The 16817-nt window shown below is 67.6% G+C and carries 15 protein-coding genes; 6 read left to right on the top strand and 9 right to left on the bottom strand.

Annotated features, from left to right (window positions below):
• Window positions 1-48: 48 nt before the first annotated feature.
• From PYV00_RS22280 to PYV00_RS22255, 6 genes are all read right to left on the bottom strand, one after another.
• Window positions 49-1140 carry an NAD(P)/FAD-dependent oxidoreductase gene (locus PYV00_RS22280; RefSeq protein WP_275230522.1) on the bottom strand — a complete coding sequence of 364 codons (1092 nt, stop codon included), beginning with the start codon at window positions 1138-1140 and terminating at the stop codon, window positions 49-51.
• On the bottom strand, window positions 1134-1844 hold the full coding sequence (locus tag PYV00_RS22275) for a methyltransferase domain-containing protein (RefSeq protein WP_275230521.1): 711 nt from the start codon (window positions 1842-1844) through the stop codon (window positions 1134-1136). Before PYV00_RS22275 ends, PYV00_RS22280 begins: the two co-directional genes overlap by 7 nt.
• 2 nt (window positions 1845-1846) lie before the next feature.
• Window positions 1847-2938: a type III polyketide synthase gene (locus tag PYV00_RS22270; protein ID WP_275230519.1), complete on the bottom strand. Its 1092-nt coding sequence runs from the start codon at window positions 2936-2938 to the stop codon at window positions 1847-1849.
• A gap of 119 nt (window positions 2939-3057) precedes the next feature.
• Entirely contained in the window at window positions 3058-5841 is a 2784-nt protein-coding gene (locus PYV00_RS22265; RefSeq protein ID WP_275230518.1) for a bifunctional diguanylate cyclase/phosphodiesterase, read from the bottom strand.
• A 224-nt stretch (window positions 5842-6065) separates the two neighbouring features.
• Window positions 6066-6236 (bottom strand): hypothetical protein, encoded by a 171-nt coding sequence (locus tag PYV00_RS22260; protein ID WP_275230517.1) that lies wholly within the window; start codon window positions 6234-6236, stop codon window positions 6066-6068.
• A gap of 29 nt (window positions 6237-6265) precedes the next feature.
• Window positions 6266-7858, bottom strand: coding sequence for an isocitrate lyase (locus PYV00_RS22255; protein ID WP_275230516.1), 1593 nt, complete (start codon window positions 7856-7858; stop codon window positions 6266-6268).
• A 145-nt stretch (window positions 7859-8003) separates the two neighbouring features.
• Between PYV00_RS22255 and PYV00_RS22250 the strand changes: the two genes are divergently transcribed.
• From PYV00_RS22250 to PYV00_RS22235, 4 genes are all read left to right on the top strand, one after another.
• Window positions 8004-9401, top strand: a complete 1398-nt coding sequence (locus PYV00_RS22250) for a helix-turn-helix domain-containing protein (protein WP_275230515.1) — start codon at window positions 8004-8006, stop codon at window positions 9399-9401.
• A gap of 202 nt (window positions 9402-9603) precedes the next feature.
• Window positions 9604-11157 carry a class I adenylate-forming enzyme family protein gene (locus tag PYV00_RS22245; RefSeq protein WP_275230514.1) on the top strand — a complete coding sequence of 518 codons (1554 nt, stop codon included), beginning with the start codon at window positions 9604-9606 and terminating at the stop codon, window positions 11155-11157.
• Between the two features lie 210 nt (window positions 11158-11367).
• On the top strand, window positions 11368-12216 hold the full coding sequence (locus tag PYV00_RS22240) for an IclR family transcriptional regulator (protein ID WP_275230513.1): 849 nt from the start codon (window positions 11368-11370) through the stop codon (window positions 12214-12216).
• Between the two features lie 193 nt (window positions 12217-12409).
• Window positions 12410-13459: a phosphotransferase family protein gene (locus PYV00_RS22235; protein ID WP_275230512.1), complete on the top strand. Its 1050-nt coding sequence runs from the start codon at window positions 12410-12412 to the stop codon at window positions 13457-13459.
• 15 nt (window positions 13460-13474) lie between these two features.
• Here PYV00_RS22235 and PYV00_RS22230 read toward each other — a convergent pair whose 3' ends face one another.
• From PYV00_RS22230 to PYV00_RS22220, 3 genes are read right to left on the bottom strand one after another with little or no spacing between them, the layout of a single operon-like run.
• Entirely contained in the window at window positions 13475-13735 is a 261-nt protein-coding gene (locus PYV00_RS22230) for a hypothetical protein (RefSeq protein WP_275230511.1), read from the bottom strand.
• A 1-nt stretch (window position 13736) separates the two neighbouring features.
• Entirely contained in the window at window positions 13737-14165 is a 429-nt protein-coding gene (locus tag PYV00_RS22225; protein ID WP_275230509.1) for an MAPEG family protein, read from the bottom strand.
• Window positions 14166-14215: 50 nt separating this feature from the next.
• On the bottom strand, window positions 14216-15190 hold the full coding sequence (locus PYV00_RS22220; protein ID WP_275230508.1) for a threonine ammonia-lyase: 975 nt from the start codon (window positions 15188-15190) through the stop codon (window positions 14216-14218).
• 62 nt (window positions 15191-15252) lie between these two features.
• Here PYV00_RS22220 and PYV00_RS22215 point away from each other — a divergent pair, with 62 nt between their 5' ends.
• Together PYV00_RS22215 and PYV00_RS22210 are read left to right on the top strand one after the other, a co-directional pair.
• Window positions 15253-16464 carry a saccharopine dehydrogenase family protein gene (locus tag PYV00_RS22215; protein WP_275230507.1) on the top strand — a complete coding sequence of 404 codons (1212 nt, stop codon included), beginning with the start codon at window positions 15253-15255 and terminating at the stop codon, window positions 16462-16464.
• Between the two features lie 5 nt (window positions 16465-16469).
• Window positions 16470-16814: a DMT family protein gene (locus PYV00_RS22210; RefSeq protein ID WP_275230506.1), complete on the top strand. Its 345-nt coding sequence runs from the start codon at window positions 16470-16472 to the stop codon at window positions 16812-16814.
• Window positions 16815-16817: the final 3 nt, after the last annotated feature.

Raw genomic sequence — 16817 nt, 5'->3', positions numbered from 1 at the left:
TTCTGCGATGTGACTGGGTGCGTGATACGTATCGCGAACAAATCGCATTTATGCGCCCGGCAAGCGCGTGGCCCTGGCGAGAATCCCCAGCAATCCGGGCCACAGGCCGAGCAAGGCAAGGCCGCAGGCCAGCGTCGCGCGTCGTTCCGTCGCCCGCTGCAGCAGCATGGCGCGGCGGACCTGCGGGGAAAGGATGCGCACGATCCGGCGGTGATAGGCGGCTGGCGGCAGGCCGGCGGCCAGGCTTTCGGCCGCGACGAACGCGCCGCGCAGCGCGGCGGCCATGCCGTCCCCGGTCAGCGACGCGGTCATCGCCGCCTGGTCTCCCAGGCGATAGGCGTGATCGCCGGTGGCATCCGCGTCGCACAGGTAGCCGTAAGGCAGGTTGGCGATGGTAAGCGGCCGGGCGAACAGCGGTTCGGCTTCCGCCAGCCGCCGTTCGAGCCAGGGCTCGCGCAGGATGCGGGCCAGCACGCCGTCCCAGCCGCCGCCCAGATCGGCCAACGCCGCGCTGCGCAGGATCAGGCACAAGTTGAGCACGCCGGGCGCCACGCGCTGCAATCCGGCATAGCCGCCGTCGAATACGACCAGCTCGATCGCGCTTCCCACCTTGCCGGCAAGCGCGGGCGGCGCGCGCCAGTGCATCTTGAAGCCGACATAGCCGCCGCGCGTGGCGGGCGCGCCGCGCGCCACGCCGCGCACGTCATGCTTGCCCGATGCCAGCAGGATCGCCGAGGCGGGCAGGGCGGCATCGCCCACGCGCACATGCCCGGCGGCGATGCCCGAGACGCGCTGGCCACGCCGCACTTGCGCGCCCGCGCGCGCGGCCAGTTCCAGCAGCGCCTCGTCCAGCACGCGGCGGCTGAGGCCGCGCGCGGCGAAAGGCAGGGGCGCTTCGATCAGGCGATGGCCGGAAGCGAGGCGGATGCGGTCCATCGCCACGGCGCCGAGCCGATCGAGATCGAGGCCAAGGCATTCGAGATCGCGGCACGCCTCGACCGAGAGGAATTCGCCGCAGACCTTGTCGTGCGGGCCGCTCTCGCGTTCGAGCAGCACCACGGGCCGGCCTTGCCGCGCCAGCAGTGTCGCCGCCGCGCCGCCGGCCAGCCCGCCGCCGACGACGATGCAGGGGTTCACCATTTGCGCCGCGCGACGCAGTAGCGGAACGGAAAACGCCAGCGCACTTGCGTCACATGGCCCAGCCCGGCCTGCCGCAGCAGCGCGTCCCAGTCGGCGCGGCGGAAGCTGCGCGCCACCGACAGCGGCCCGTCGTGCCGCACGAAGCGGTGCCAGCGCATGGCCCCGGAAAGCAGGCGGAAGCCGTGATAGGCCAGCGCATGGCGGTGGAGATCGTTGACGAACCAGCCCAGCCGGCTGTTCGCTTCCATCCAGCCGAGGAAACGGACGATTTCCGCATCGGTCATGTGGTGGGTGACAAGCGAGCTGATGACGAGGTCGGGCGGATCGCCGGCCGGCCAGGCGAAAGCGTCACCAGTGCGATAGGCGATGGCAAGGCTCTGTGGCGTCAGCGCGCGCGCCGCGGGCTCGCTGCGCGGGTTGAGGTCGATGCCGACCAGCCGCGCCTTCAGGCCGCGCGCGGCCAGCCGCCGGGCGATCGCGCGCAGCATGTCGCCCGCGCCATAGCCGACATCGAGGATCAGCGGCACGCGGTCCGCCGGCGCATGGGCGAGGCCGGCGGTCACGAAGCCGAGCGTCGGCCCGCGCGCCAGGGTGAGCGTGTTGACTTGCGCCAGATCGGCCATGCAATCGGCGAAATCCGCGTAATCGACATCGGGCGCGTCCATCATCTCGGGAGCGCGCGAGCGGTGGGTGAAGCGGGCCATCGTCACACCATGGTGAAGCGGAACGTCTCGGCGGCAAGGCCGGGACCAAAGGCCATGCCCAGGCCCCTGCGCCCGTCGCCGCCCTCGCGCCGCGCGGCGATCATCGCGGCCAGCACGAACATCAGCGTTGCCGACGACATGTTGCCATGGCGGCGTAGCACCTCGCGCGAGGGGGCGAGCGCTTGTGCGGGCAGCTCGAACCCGCGCTCGACCGCGTCGAGGATCGTGCGGCCCCCGGCATGGACCGCCCACAAGTCATAGTCCGCCGGCGAATGGCCGCGCAGGATGCCGCCATCGTCGTTGCGCGCGCGTTCGTGCGCCAGCGCCTCGGCGATGCGGCCGGGCACGCGCCCGTCAAGATGCATGACGAAGCCCTGATCGCCGATCCGCCAGATGATCATGTCGTCCGACGCCGGGATCGCCGCCGCGCGAAAATCGGTCAGCGCGATGCCGTGCGGCCGCGCCGTGACCAGCGCCGCGCTGGCCCCGTCGCCGAACAGCAGCATCGCCAGCAGCTCGTCCAGCTTGCGGGTGTGCCGCAAGTGCAGCGAGCACAGCTCGACGTTGACGACGAGGACTTGCGCCTCGGGCCGCGAGCGTACCGTGTGATGCGCCAGCCGCAAGGCGTTGACTGCGGCATAACAGCCCATGAAGCCCACCATGGTGCGCTCGGCGGCAGGGTCGATGCCGGACTTGCCAATGATGATCTGGTCGAGCCCCGGCGCGACGAAGCCGGTGCAGCTTGCCACGATGACATGGGTGATGCCGCGTGCGGCGATATCCGGGTCCAGCGCGGCGATCGCCTGCAGGGCAAGCGCGGGGGCCCATGCCTCATAGCGTTCCATGCGCCGCGCGGTGCCGGGGTAATCGCCCGGCCGGTAGAAGCCCAGCGTATCGGTGGCGCCGCCTTCCGCAAGCAGCACGGGTTCAAGGAACGAATAGCGCGCTTCGATGCCCGATCGGGCCGCCATCCGCTCGTAAAGCGAAAGCAGCTTGGGATCGTCGAGAAACTGCCGGGCGGCGGCATGGAAGGCGCCGTGCACCTCGTGCGGGGGAACCGCCGTGCCGATGGCGTTGATATGCGCCACGGTCATGGCAGGCGGCACGGCAGGGCGGTTCGCATTCGGTCTCGATCCTTGCCCCGCACTCGTTCCGGCACCATGCACCCGAACGCGGCGTCAGGCAATCGCGGCCCGAAGGCGGGCCGCGCCGCTCAGGAATTGGCCGCGCGGCTGACGCTCAGGCTGGGCGCCCGCGCGGGCCGCCCGAAGTAATAGCCCTGCGCTTCCTCGCAGCCTTCCTTCTGCAGCACTTCGAGCTGGCGTTCGGTCTCCACCCCTTCGGCCAGCACCGGGATCTCCAGGCTCTTGCCCAGCGCCAGCACCGCGCGGATGATCGCCCGGGCCTGCGCGCTGTTTTCCGCGCGCAGGAGGAAGGACTTGTCGATCTTGATCTTGTCGAACGGGAACGAGTGCAAGGTATCGAGCGAGGAATAGCCGGTGCCGAAATCGTCGATCGCCACGCTCACGCCCATCGCCTTGATCTGGCGCAGGCAGTGCAGCGCGCGCAGCTTGTCGGCGATGATCGCGCTTTCGGTGATCTCCAGTTCGAGCCGGCGGGGCGAAAGGCCGGTTTCCAGCAGGATCGCGCGCACCGTATCGGCCAGGTCGGCCTGGCGGAACTGCACGGGCGAGAGGTTGACCGCGACTTTCTGCTCCTTGGGCCAATGCTGCGCCTCGATGCAGGCCTGGCGCAGCACCCAGGCGCCGATTGTCAGGATCTCGCCGGTCTCCTCGGCGATCGGGATGAAGTCGTTGGGCGATATCACGCCGCGGCGCGGGTGGTGCCAGCGCAGCAGGGCTTCGTAGCCGCTCAGCTCCCCGGTCTGGAGCAGGCGCTGCGGCTGGTAGAGCAGGGTGAACTCGTGCCGGTCGACCGCGTTGCGCAAGTCGTTGGCCAACTGGCGGCGCTGGCGCGCGGTTTCGTCCATGCCCGGCTCGTAAGTGCAGATCCGCTCGCCGACAGCGCCTTTCGCGCGATACATCGCCAGGTCCGCGTTGTTGAGCAGCGTCTCGCGATTGGGCCCGTCCGACGGATAGACCGCGATGCCCAGGCTCGCCCCCAGCGAAAGCCGCTGGCCGTTGCATTCCACCGGCGCGATCAGGCAGGCGTTGAGCCGGGTGATGAAGTCGGCCAGTTCGTCGTCCCGCGCGAACAGCTTGTAGGCGGCGAATTCGTCGCCGCCCAGCCGTGCCGCCAGCTCGCCTTCGCGCAAGTCGTCGGTCAGGCGGCGGGCGATCGTCTGCAGCACGAAATCGCCCGCGGCATGGCCGTGCGTGTCGTTGATTTCCTTGAAGCGGTCCATGTCGATCGCGACCACGGCGACTTGCGCGCCCGCGCGCATCGCGGCCTCGATATCGCCATCGAGCGCGAGGTTGAACCGGGTGCGGTTGGCCAGCCCGGTCAGCCCGTCGTGCAGCGCCATGTGGGTGATCTTCGCTTCGGACTGGCGCTGTTCGCTGATGTCGTCGAACGTCGTCACCCAGCCGCCGTCGGGCAGCGGGCGGTTGGCGATCGAGAGATAGAGCGATTCGCCGAAGCGGCTGACCGTGGGCGGGCTGCGCGGATCGGCCAGCGAATCGTGGATCATCTTGCGCGCCCGCCGGACGCGCTCCTCCGTGGCGGGAATGCCAAAGCGCACCCGGTTCGAGACATGGATGAAGTCTTCCAGCGAAAGGCCGATCGGGCAATCCGCCTCGCTGAGCCCCCACAGTTCGAGGAACCGGCGATTGCGCAGCACCAGCCGCTCGCCCGCATCGAACACGCAAAGCCCCTGGTGCATGTTGGACAGCGCCGCATCGAGATGCCGCGTCGTTTCGGCGATCAGGTCCTGCTGCTGCTTGAACTGCGATATATCGCGCGTGATGATCGCGAAGCCCGGATCCTGCCCTTCGTCGCCGGCGATCGCCTCGATCAGCGTGCTGGCCCAGAAGCGGCTGCCGTCGCGCCGCAAGTACCAGCCGCTGCCGCTGAAGCGGCCTTCGGCACGCGCCTGCGCCAGCATCTGCGAAGGCAGGCCGGCGGCGCGGTCTTCCACGGTGTGGAGATGCGCCAGCGCCAGGCCGATCGCCTCCTCGGCGGCATAGCCGGTCAGGCGCTCGGCCCCGGCATTCCAGTTCGAGATGCGGCCGTCGCGGTCCAGCATGTAGATGGCGCAATCGGCGATGCCTTTCACCAGCAGGCTGAACTGCCGCTCGCTCGCCTCGATCGCCGCGCTCGACCGGCGGCTGATCAGCAGCGTGACGATCGACAGCACGAACAGCCCGATCGCGACCGCGCCGATCCACCCGGCCAGCGTTTCGGGCGAGATCGCGCCGCCGGAAACCGCGCGCCGCGCGGGGATCAGGACCAGCGCGGCCATCGCGGTGAAATGGTGCAGGATGACGGCAAGGCCCAGCAGCAGCCCTGCCGTCACGGCGCTGGGCTGGCCGCGCCGCCGCAGCGCGAAGCGCAGCGCGGGATAGATCGGCGCGATTGCCAGCGGCAGCGAGACGAGCGCCAGCGCCACATGCCAGGCGAACCTCACGGGGATGTCGAGCGCGGCCAGGCCAAGGTAATGGGTGGCAGCGATGCCGGTGCCGATGACGAGCGCGGCGAGCAGCGCGCCGCGCCGGCCCGGCACGAACAGCGCCGTGAGGAAGCCGATCGTGGTGGCGGCGATGGCGGCGGCCAGCGAGGCCAGGATCAGGCCGATCAGATAGCGCGCGGCAAAGCCGGAATCGAAGCCGAGCAGTGCGATGAAATGGGTCGCCCAGATGCCGAAGCCGGTAAAGACGCCTGCGCCCAGTCCCCAGTTGCGCCGCGCCGCGCCGCGCGAAAGCCGCGCCTGGCGCAGCAGCATCACCGCGGTCGTGGTCGCGAACAGGCAGACGAGCAGCGCCAGCGGGAGCATCCCGTGGCGGTGGTGATCGTGCAGGGATAGATAAAGGTCGATCACGCGGGGGCCCAGACTGGATGATTGCGGTCTTGGCCCTAAGCGGATCGGATTGACACTTGCGTAAGCGGGACTTTCGGTAACTACCGAACCGGCGGATAAGATTGGCCGGCGATCGCGGGCGCGGCGCGGCACAAGCGAATGGCCCGCCGCGCGCCATCAGGGCGACACGCGACGGGCCACGTTTTCCTCCCCAGGAAAACTCTTCGCGGGGCCTCTGCCCCGCCTCAGCGGCGCACGGCGCTGCCCAGGCGATGGTAGAGGTTCGAATACTTCGATGAGACCGGGTCGTCCTCATGCGCTTTCAGGTAGAACAGCACCGCTTCCTGCAGCAGCTTGAAATCCTCGTTCGAAAGCACGGCGCGCGAGCGGGCCGGTTCGTGCGTAGTGGTCGTCATCATACGTCTCCTTCCTTGGCTCGCGCGGATCAGGCCGCGAATTGGTTCATCGTGTTGTGGGCGCCGCCGGCCTTGAGGGCCGCCTCGCCGGCGAAGTATTCCTTGTGGTCGTCGCCGATGTCGGAGCCGGCCATGTTCTGGTGCTTCACGCAGGCGATCCCCTGGCGGATCTCCTGGCGCTGGACATGCTTGACGTAGCCGAGCATCCCCAGCCCGCCGAAGTATTCCCGGGCGAGATTGTCGGTGGACAGAGCCGTGGTGTGATAGGTCGGCAGCGTGATGAGGTGGTGGAAGATGCCCGCCTCGCGCGAGGAATCGCGCTGGAAGTGGCGAATGCGCTCGTCCGCCTCGATCCCCAGATCGGTGCCGTCGTAATCGGCGCTCATCAGCCGGTCGCGGTCATACTCCGAAACGTCGTGGCCTTCGGCCTTCCAGGCATCGTAGACCTGCTGGCGGAAGTTCAGCGTCCAGTTGAAGCTGGGCGAGTTATTATAGACCAGCTTGGCGTTGGGGACGACTTCGCGGATGCGGTTCACCATGCCGCCGATCTGGCCGATGTGCGGCTTCTCGGTCTCGATCCACAGCAGGTCCGCGCCGTTCTGCAGCGCGGTGATGCAATCGAGCACGCAGCGATCCTCGCCGGTTCCGGGGCGGAACTGATAGAGGTTCGAAGGCAGGCGCCTGGGCCGCATCAGCTTGCCGTCGCGGCTGATCAGGACATCGCCGTGGCCAAGCTGGCTCGCGTCGACTTCCTCGCAATCGAGGAAGCTGTTGTACTGATCGGCGATATCGCCCGGCTGGCGGACATAGGCGATCTGCTTGGTCAGCCCCGCGCCCAGCGAATCCGTGCGGGCGACGATCAGCCCTTCATCGACGCCAAGCTCCATGAAGGCATAGCGGACCGCGCGGATCTTCGCGAGGAAGTCCTCGTGCGGGACCGTGACCTTGCCATCCTGGTGGCCGCACTGCTTTTCGTCCGAGACCTGGTTCTCGATCTGGATGCAGCAGGCACCGGCCTCGATGAACTTCCTGGCGAGAAGATAAGTCGCTTCCGCGTTGCCGAAGCCCGCGTCGATATCGGCGATGATCGGCACGACGTGCGTTTCATAGGTGTCGATCGCGTGCTCCAGCCGCTTGGCCTCCATCTCGTCGCCGGTCGCGCGCGCCTTGTCGAGCGCGCGGAACATCATCCCCAGCTCGCGCGCGTCGGCCTGCTTGAGGAAGGTGTAGAGTTCCTCGATCAGCGCGGCGACGCTCGTCTTCTCGTGCATCGACTGGTCGGGCAGGGGGCCGAACTCGCTGCGCAGCGCGGCGACCATCCAGCCCGACAAGTAGAGGTAGCGGCGCTTGGTGGACGCGAAGTGCTTCTTGATGCTGATCATCTTCTGCTGGCCGATGAAGCCGTGCCAGCAGCCCAGCGACTGGGTGTAGTGCGCCGGATCGGCATCGTAGGCGGCCATGTCCTCGCGCATGATCCGCGCGGTATAGCGGGCGATGTCGAGGCCCGTGCGGAAGCGGTTCTGCAGGCGCATCCGCGCGACCGATTCGGCCTCGATGCCGTGCCAGGTCGGTTCATGGCCGATCGCGCGACCGGCTTCGGTGATGGTTTGCTGGTAAGTCACGATTCGCATTCCTTCGGGCGGGTGTTGTTCCGATGGACGCGTTCTATGCGCGGAAATCCGCGAAAAAAACGGCTGGCGAAGTGCGTCTGTCAAACCTTACAAATAATTGTTGTAAAGTTGTGTGCCTATGACATCATGACAAGGTATGGCGGAAACCAGACCTCTCTACCTCGGCCCCCGCTTGCGCCGCCTGCGGCGCGAACTGGGCCTGACGCAGCAGGCCATGGCCGGGGATCTGGAGATCTCGCCATCCTATGTCGCGCTGCTCGAACGCAACCAGCGCCCGGTCACGGCTGACCTGCTGCTGCGGCTGGCGCGGTCCTACGGGCTCGACATCACCGACCTGGCGAGCGAGGATGGCGCGGATTATGCCCGCCGGATCGAGGATGTGCTGCGCGATCCGATCTTCGCCGATATCGATCTGCCCTCGCTGGAAGTGGCGGACCTGGCGATGAGCTTCCCCGGCGTGTCCGAAGCGCTGCTGCGGCTCCACGGCGCCTACACGCGCGAGCAGCAGGCGCTGGCCGAGCAGCGCTTCGCCGGCAGCGATGCCGAGGAGACCGATCCGGTGAGCGAGGCCCAGCGCTTCCTGGCGGCCCGGCACAACCATTTCCCCGATCTGGATGCCCGCGCCGAGGAACTGGCGGCCGAGATCGCCGCCGAGGGCGGATCGCGGCCCTGGCTGGCGAAGAAGGGCGTGCGCGTGCGGTTCGTGCCGCCTGATGTGCTGGTCGATTCGGTGCGGCGGTTCGATCGGCACAACCAGCAATTGCTGATCGCCGACACGCTCGATGCCGCCAGCCGCCATTATCAGCTTGCCGCGCATATCGCCTATACCGCGATGCGCAGCGCCATCGCGCAGGCCGCGCGGGCCGGGACTTTCGCCAGCCGGACGGCCGAGACGCTCGTGCGCCGGGCACTGGCCGGCTATGGCGCGGCGGCGCTGATCATGCCTTATGCCCGCTTCGCCAGGGCAGTGGGGGAACGGCATTACGATATCGAGGCGCTGAGCCGGCTGTTCGGCGCGAGCTTCGAGCAAGTCGCCCATCGCCTCACCACGCTGCACCGGCCGGGCGAGGAGGGCGTGCCGTTCTTCTTCATCCGCATTGACGAGGCGGGCAATGTCTCCAAGCGGCTCGACGGCGCGGGCTTCCCTTTCGCCGCGCATGGCGGCGGCTGCCCGCTGTGGAGCGTGCACCAGGCGTTTCGCCGGCCGGGCGAGATCATCACGCAGTGGCTCGAATTGCCGGACGGCCAGCGCTTCTTCTCGATCGCGCGGACGGTTTGCGCGGGCGGTGGCAGCCATGACCGGCCGCGCGTGCTGCGCGCGGTGGCGTTGGCCTGCGGGGCCAGGGAGGCGGGCCGGCTGGTCTATGCGCAAGGCGTGGACCCGGCGCAAGCTGTGGCGACGCGGGTGGGCGTGACCTGCCGGCTGTGCAACCGCCCCGAATGCACCGCACGCTCCGCCCCGCCGATCGGCCGTGAGATCGTCAGCGACGAATATCGCCGCACGGTCCAGCCTTTCGCCTTTGCCGACAGCTAGGCGGCGGGGAGTCCGTCGCCGGACAAAAATACGCAATTTCGATAAAGTATTTGCCATAGCGAATTTATCGGCCAAATTCAGGGGCCCCGCGCAGGCTGGATCGGGTCGCTCCCGCGTCGTGCCGGCACGCGAAGGGCTTGGCTGACGCGAATGGGCAAGGCATCAAGCGCGCAAGCTGGGGATGGAGAGAGGACGGATCGAGGTGAGCAGCGACAGGGCGGTTGCCCCGGAACCGGCGGAAGCGAAGACTTTCCCGCAACTGATTCGCGCGGCGGCGGCGGCTTACGGCGATGCGGTGGCGATCGCCATCGAGGATGACGCCGCCGATGCCGAAGCCGCGACATTCGCCGAACTCGATTCGCGTTCCGCGCTGATCGCGCGCGGCCTGATCGCCAAAGGCATCGGCAAGGGCGCGCGCGTCGGCTTCATTTTCCGCAACGGCCCGGATTTCGCGCTGATGCTGGCCGCGATCGGCCGGATCGGCGCCGTGGCCGTGCCGATCAGCACGATGATCCGCGCCAACGAACTGGTCCGCGTGCTGCGCCAGTCCGACATCCAGGGGCTGGTGATCCAGCGCGCCATGCTGGGCAAGGACTATGCCGAGCGGATCGGCGAGGCGCTGCCCGAACTGGCCGGTCATCCGGGCGGTGACTTGCGGCTGGGGCGCGTGCCCTATTTGCGCTGGATCGTATCGAGCGGGCCGGGCTTGCCGGCGGCGATCCGTCCCATGGCCTTCCTGACCGGCGCGGCCGAAACCGTGGGCGAGGATCTGCTGCGCGAGATCGAGGCCGAAGTCCACCCGACCGACCAGTTCGTCGAGATATACACGTCCGGGTCGATGGCCTTGCCCAAGGGGGTCAAGCACCTGCACGGCCCGGTGCTGTTCCGCGCGCGTACGCTGGCCGGAATGCTGGGGATCGCGGCTGGCGGGCGCTGCATGGCGCAATTGCCGATGTTCTGGGTGGGTGGGATGATGCTCTACCTGTTGCCGAGCTGGATGGCCGGGGCCACCACGATCTGCACCGAGCGCACGCTGAGCAACAGCCGCTTCGCCATGGGCAGCGTTCTGGCCGAGGAAGACCTCAAGCTGATCCAGGGCCCTAGGCCGTGGTGGGGCCTGGGCATGAGCGAGACGCTGGGGCCTTATTCCTGGGGCGATGATTTCCGCGCGCCGGGCTATCCGGTCTGCGCGCCGATGGACCATTTCGGCCCCGGCTACGAGATCCGCGTCGCCGACGAGAACGACCAGCCGGTCGGCGATGGCGAAGTGGGCGAGATGCAAGTGCGCGGCTATCCGGTCACGCCCGCGCTGCACAAGGTGGAGCGGGCGGAGCATTTCACCGCCGACGGCTATTTCCGCACGGGCGACATGTGCCTGGTGGAGGATCGGCCGCAAGGGCGGCGCATCCATTTCGTCGGCCGCAACGGCGACATGATCAAGGCGGCCGGATCGAACGTTTCGCCCGCCGAGGTCGAAATGGAGATGCAGCAGCTCGAAGGCGTGCACAATGCCTATGTCGTCGGACTGCCCGACAAGGAGCGCGGCCAGCTCGTCGTGGCGGCGGTGGTCCCGCGCGAAGGGGTGGAACTCGATTTCGCCGCGATCGAGCGCGCGCTGCGCCAGCGTCTGTCCAGCTACAAGGTGCCGCGCGCCTATGTCGCGATCGCGCGCGAGGACGTGCCGCTGCTTCACAGCAACAAGGTGGCGCGCCGCCAGATCGCGAGCATGATGGCCGAGCGGCTGGGCCGGGTGTGAAAAGTGGTTGGGAAATGCGCGGAAGAGCGCATTTCGTTGCGGCACCAACCCGATACCCCACCTTGCCTTTCACAAAGTATCATTCCGATGGGAAGCCGGGTGGCCCAGCGGGCTGGTGCCGCCATGCGCGTTTCGAAACACGCTTGCGGTGCTATTGACGGGGGGTGATGGAGCACCTAGGCCGCTAAATTCGAAATAGCGAAAGAGAATATGTCGCGTTCTTCGCCCGGTGTCCGGCGTGTTGCCGCCATCCTCAATTTCATCGCCGATCATCCCGGCCAGGCTTTCGCCCTGACCGATCTGGTCCGCGCGCTGAAGCTCAGCCGCGCCACGTGCCACGCGCTGCTGACCGGGCTGGTCGATGTCGGCTATCTCTATCGCACCGGCGACAAGACTTACGTGCTGGGCCCCGCGCTCGCCGCGATCGGCCGGACGGCGGCGGACCATTTCTCGCCGCTGCAAGTCGCGCAGCCGGAAATGCGCGCGCTGGCCGATGAATTCGATGTCGTGTGCGGCGCCTATTTCCTGGAAGGCGATGTCATCCACTTGCGCGACCGCGCGGCATCGCTCAGCCATGTCGGCTATCCGGTGCCGCTCGGCACGCGGATGCCCTTGCGCTCGGTCCAGGCCATCGCCTTCTACGCCCGCGCCCCGCGCGAGGCCGATGCCTGGCTGGACCGGACCGACCCGCGCCCCAGCCCGGAACAGGTCGACCTGATGACGCGCGGCATGGAATTCGTGCGCGAGCATGGCTTCATCGCGCTGGTGCGTCGTCCGGGCGCGGCGCAAGTCGATCCGGGCGCGACCTCGCTGCTCGATGCCAGGACCGACGAACTGCCGGTGATCCCGCTGCTCGAACTTCGGCCGGACCAGGCCTATTCGCTGATGGCGATCATGGCGCCGATCTATGACGCGCGCGACAAGGTGACGATCGCGCTGGTCATGGCGGGCTTCCACCTGTCGCAATCGGCCGGGCAAGTGGAACGGGCCGGACAGCGGCTGCGCGAGGCTTGCGAGCGCATATCCAGGTTCCTTTCCGGCAATCTTGGCGACGACTGAGCGCGGTTGTTCGAGAGGCGGCCGGGCGTCGCTGCAAATCCCGTCTTTTTTCGCGCATTTGGCATCGAGCGCGCTGTCCGGCGCCCGGCTTGACCGGCGAGCGCCCGCGTCTTATGCAAATAGCCGAAAATATATTCGCGATAGTGAATATGTATGAACGGCCAGCAAAGGCCGCCGGCTGGGAGAGAAATGCGTGTCCGATGTCATCGTTGCCCCCGAAACGCGCGATCTAGACGATCTGGCGCGCGATCTTGCCGCATGGCTGGCGACGCGGCTGCCGGGGGCATCGGGCATAAGCGTGGAGAACCTGGCCTATCCGCGCGGCGCCGGGCAATCGCACGAGACGATCCTGTTCGACGCGCGCTGGACGCAGGGCGGGCGCGAGCACCGGCAGGGCTGCGTCGTGCGGATTAGGCCCGATCGCTTCACCGTGTTTCCCGATACCCTGTTCGAGCAGCAGTATCGCGTGATGAAGTTCCTGAGCGATGGCGGGCATGTCCGCGTCGCCCGGCCGCTGTGGTTCGAGGAAGACCCGGCGATCCTGGGCAAGCCCTTCTTCGTCATGGAAAGGAAGCAGGGACGGGTGCCGGTCTCGATCCCGCCTTACGCGCGCAGCGGCTGGCTGGCCGATGCCACGCCCGAACAGCGCCGCGTGCTGTGGCGCAACGCGGTGGGCCAGCTCGCCGCGATCCAGAACGTGCCGCTCGATGAGCTGGGCTTCCTGGAAGGGCCGGAAGGCGCGCGCCGGGGATTCGCGCAGGAATGGAACAAGTATGAACGCTTCACCAGCTGGCTGGAGGAGGTCGCGCCCCAGCCGGTGCTGCGCGCGGCGCTGGCCCGGCTGAAGGAAAACTGGCCCGCGCACCGGCCCGAAGGGCTGGTCTGGGGCGACGCACGCATCGGCAACATGATGTTCGACGAGAATTTCGATGTCGTCGCGGTGATGGACTGGGAGCAGCCGTCGCTGGGCGGGGCGCTGCACGATCTCGCCTGGTTCTGCGTGCTGGCCGAGACGATGCACGGCCCGCGCTCGCAAGTCGGTGCCTATCTGGAAGGCATGGGATCGCACGACGAGACGGTGGCGCTGTGGCAGGCGCTTTCGGGCAAGTCGGCCGAGGACTTGTCGTGGTATGAGGATTTCACCCATTTCAAGATGACCTGCACCGGCATCCGGCTGAGCCACTTGCGCGGCACGCCGACGATGGACGAGCAGGCGATGGCCCGGCGCCTCAAGGTGGCCTGACGGCAGGCCCGCGCGCTAGTCCCGCTGCGCGCGGTCCAGCATGTCCATGAAATCGCGCGCGGCCTCGCGGTCTTCCTCGGTCTTGAAGGCGACGTCGAGATCGGGCGCCGCGCCGAACATGTGCATCAGCGTCCACAGCGCGAAGCGGCGGCCGCGATCCTTTTCCATGCCCAGGTCCACCGCCATGCGTTCGATCCCGGCGGCAAGCGCGGCGGGCGCGATCGCCGCGGGATCGGCGGTGCCGAAATAGCGGCGCAGCTGGTCGTCGAAATCCATGTCAGAACATCACCAGCACGGCGCGCGCCACCAGGAACATCAGGCAGAAGCTGGACAGCGCGAAGACGGCGAAACGGGCCATGACCTTGTTCACCGTCGCCTGGATCAGCGAATGGATCACGCGCAGCACGACATAAGCCCAGGCGATCTGGGCATTGAGCCCGTCCCCCGCGCCAACCAGCGCGAGCACGATGGCGACGGCGTAGAACACCGTCGGCGCTTCGTGCAGGTGGTTGTAATTGTGCGCTTTCCACATGACTTGCGGCGGCAGCACCTGATCCAGCCCCTTGGTCGGATCGTGGACCAGATCGTCGGGATCGACCTTGGCCGCGCTCAGCGCCGGAATGCGCGTGCCGTAAAGCCAGAACCACATCACCATGGTCCAGGCGGCGAGCGCGACCACGGGTTGCAGGATTGCCATGCCGATCATCGGGTTCCCCTCTCGTCAGGGGGCAAGCGTCGGCCCGCCGCTCCGGCTTGTCAATCGTCGCTCGCCAGCACCTGGGCGAAGGCGGCGCGATCGGTGTTCCCGCCCGACAGCACCACGACGCCGCGCGGCCCGGGCGTGACCTTGCCCGCCAGCACCGCCGCCAGCGCCGCCGCGCCGCCCGGTTCGATCACCAGCCGCAGCCGGGCGAAAGCCAGCCGCTGCGCCGCGCGGACTTCAGTCGGCGTCACCACCAGGCCGAACGGGCAGCGCGCCTTGAGGATCGCGAAATTGACCGGCTGGGTGGCAAGCGTCTGCAAGGCGTCGCAGGCGGTGGGCGGCGGATTGGGCCCCACCGGCACGATCGTGCCCGCTGCCAGGCTGCGGCAGACATCGTCCCAGCCCTCAGGCTCGACCGGCACCACCGCCGCGTCCGGGCAGGCCAGCGCAAGCCCGCCAGTCAGCCCGCCGCCGCCGCACGGCGCGACGATCAGGTCCGGCCCGCCGCCCGCGAGGCGTTCCATCTGGCCCAGCAGTTCGTGGCCGATCGTGCCTTGTCCCTCGATCACCCAGGGGTCGGCGAAGGCGTGCACCAGCGTTGCCCCGCTTTCGGCGCAAAGCGCGGTGGCGATCTCCTCGCGCGATTCGCTGTAGCGGTCATAAAGCACCACTTCGGCCCCCAGCGCGCGTGTCGCCGCCAGCTTCACCGCCGGGGCATCGCGCGGCATGACGATCCGCGCCGCGATGCCCAGCCGCCGCGCCGCCCAGGCCACGCCTTGCGCATGGTTGCCGCTGGACACGCCGACGACGCCGCGCCCGCGCTCGTCCTCGGAAAGGTCGCTCAGCCGGTGCCACGCGCCGCGAATCTTGAACGCGCCCACCGGCTGCAGGCATTCGGCCTTGCACCACACGGTCGCGCCGTCGATTTCGAGCGGCAGCAGCGGGGTTTGCGGCAGGATCGCCGCGACCTTTTCGGCGGCGCGTTCCACGCCGGCGCGGGTCGGTTCACGCATGTGTTGAGTTGTCATGGATGCCGCCTATATCCGGGCGTTCGTTCTGTCGGCAATGTCCGAGGCAAGGAGAGGTGCGAGTGAGCAAGGTTCTGGTGATCGGCGCGGGCGGGGTCGGCTCGGTCGCGGTGCACAAGATGGCGATGAACCCGGATATCTTCAGCGATATCCACCTTGCCAGCCGCACTGTCGCCAAGTGCGAGGCGATCGCGCAATCGGTGAAGAGCCGCACCGGCGTGGACATCACCCCTTACGCGATCGACGCCGACGATGTGGCCGCGACCAGCAAGCTGATCGAATCGATCGGCCCCGAACTCGTCGTCAACCTTGCGCTGCCCTATCAGGATCTGGCGATCATGGATGCCTGCCTTGCCACCGGCGTCGATTACCTCGACACCGCGAACTATGAGCCGCGCGACGTGGCCAGGTTCGAATACAAGTGGCAGTGGGCCTATCAGGAACGGTTCCAGCAGGCCGGGCTGATGGCGCTGCTCGGCTCGGGCTTCGATCCGGGTGTCACCAGCGTCTTCGCGATGTGGCTCAAGAAACACAAGTTGAAGACCATCCGCACGCTCGACATCCTCGATTGCAATGGCGGCGATCATGGCCAGCACTTCGCCACCAACTTCAATCCCGAGATCAATATCCGCGAAGTGACCGCGCCCGCGCGGCATTGGGAGAACGGCCAGTTCGTCGAGACCCCGGCGATGAGCACCAGGCAGAGCTTCGACTTCGAAGCCGTCGGCCCGAAAAACATGTACATGATGTACCACGAGGAACTGGAAAGCCTGGCCCGCTTCGTCCCCGAGATGGAGCGCGCGCGTTTCTGGATGACCTTCGGCGATGCCTATATCCAGCACCTGACCGTGCTGCAGAACGTGGGCATGACGCGGATCGATCCGGTGCTCTACAACGGGGTGGAGATCATCCCGCTGCAGTTCCTCAAGGCCGTGCTGCCTGAACCCGCCAGCCTGGGCCCGACCACGAAGGGCAAGACCAATATCGGCGATATCGCCACGGGCGAAGCGCTTGACGGCAGCGGCGAGAAGACGTTCTACATCAAGAACATCTGCGACCACGAAGACGCCTATGAGGAAACCGGCAACCAGGCGGTGAGCTATACCACCGGCGTTCCGGCGATGATCGGCGCGGCGATGATGCTCACCGGCAAGTGGCGGGGCGAGGGCGTGTTCAACATGGAGCAGTTCGATCCCGATCCCTACATGGCGATGCTCAACGAGCAGGGCCTGCCGTGGACTTGCGAGGAACTGGACGGGCCGCTGCCGTTCTGACCCGCGTGAACTGGAGCCTGATATTGCCCGTCGTGATGCTGGCGGGATCGAACCTGGTCATGAACGTCGCGTGGTACGGGCATCTCAAGGTGCCCGATCGTGCGCTCTGGCTGGCGATCCTGCTGAGCTGGGGCCTGGCCTTGTTCGAATATTGCCTTGTGGTGCCGGCGGTGCGGATCGGCTCGGCCGCCTATACGCTGCCGCAGTTGAAGACCATCCAGCTGTTCATGTCGGCCAGCACGTTCGTGCTGATGGCGTGGTATGTCTTCGGCCAGAAGCCGAGTCTCGCCCAGCTTGGCGGCTTTGCGCTGATCGTGTGCGGCGCCGCGCTGATCTTTTCGGGGAAGTAAGCC

It is taken from the genome of Novosphingobium album (ex Liu et al. 2023) (assembly GCF_029076845.1).
Lineage (GTDB): Bacteria > Pseudomonadota > Alphaproteobacteria > Sphingomonadales > Sphingomonadaceae > Novosphingobium.
This window is presented reverse-complemented; position numbering and strand designations above follow the sequence as displayed.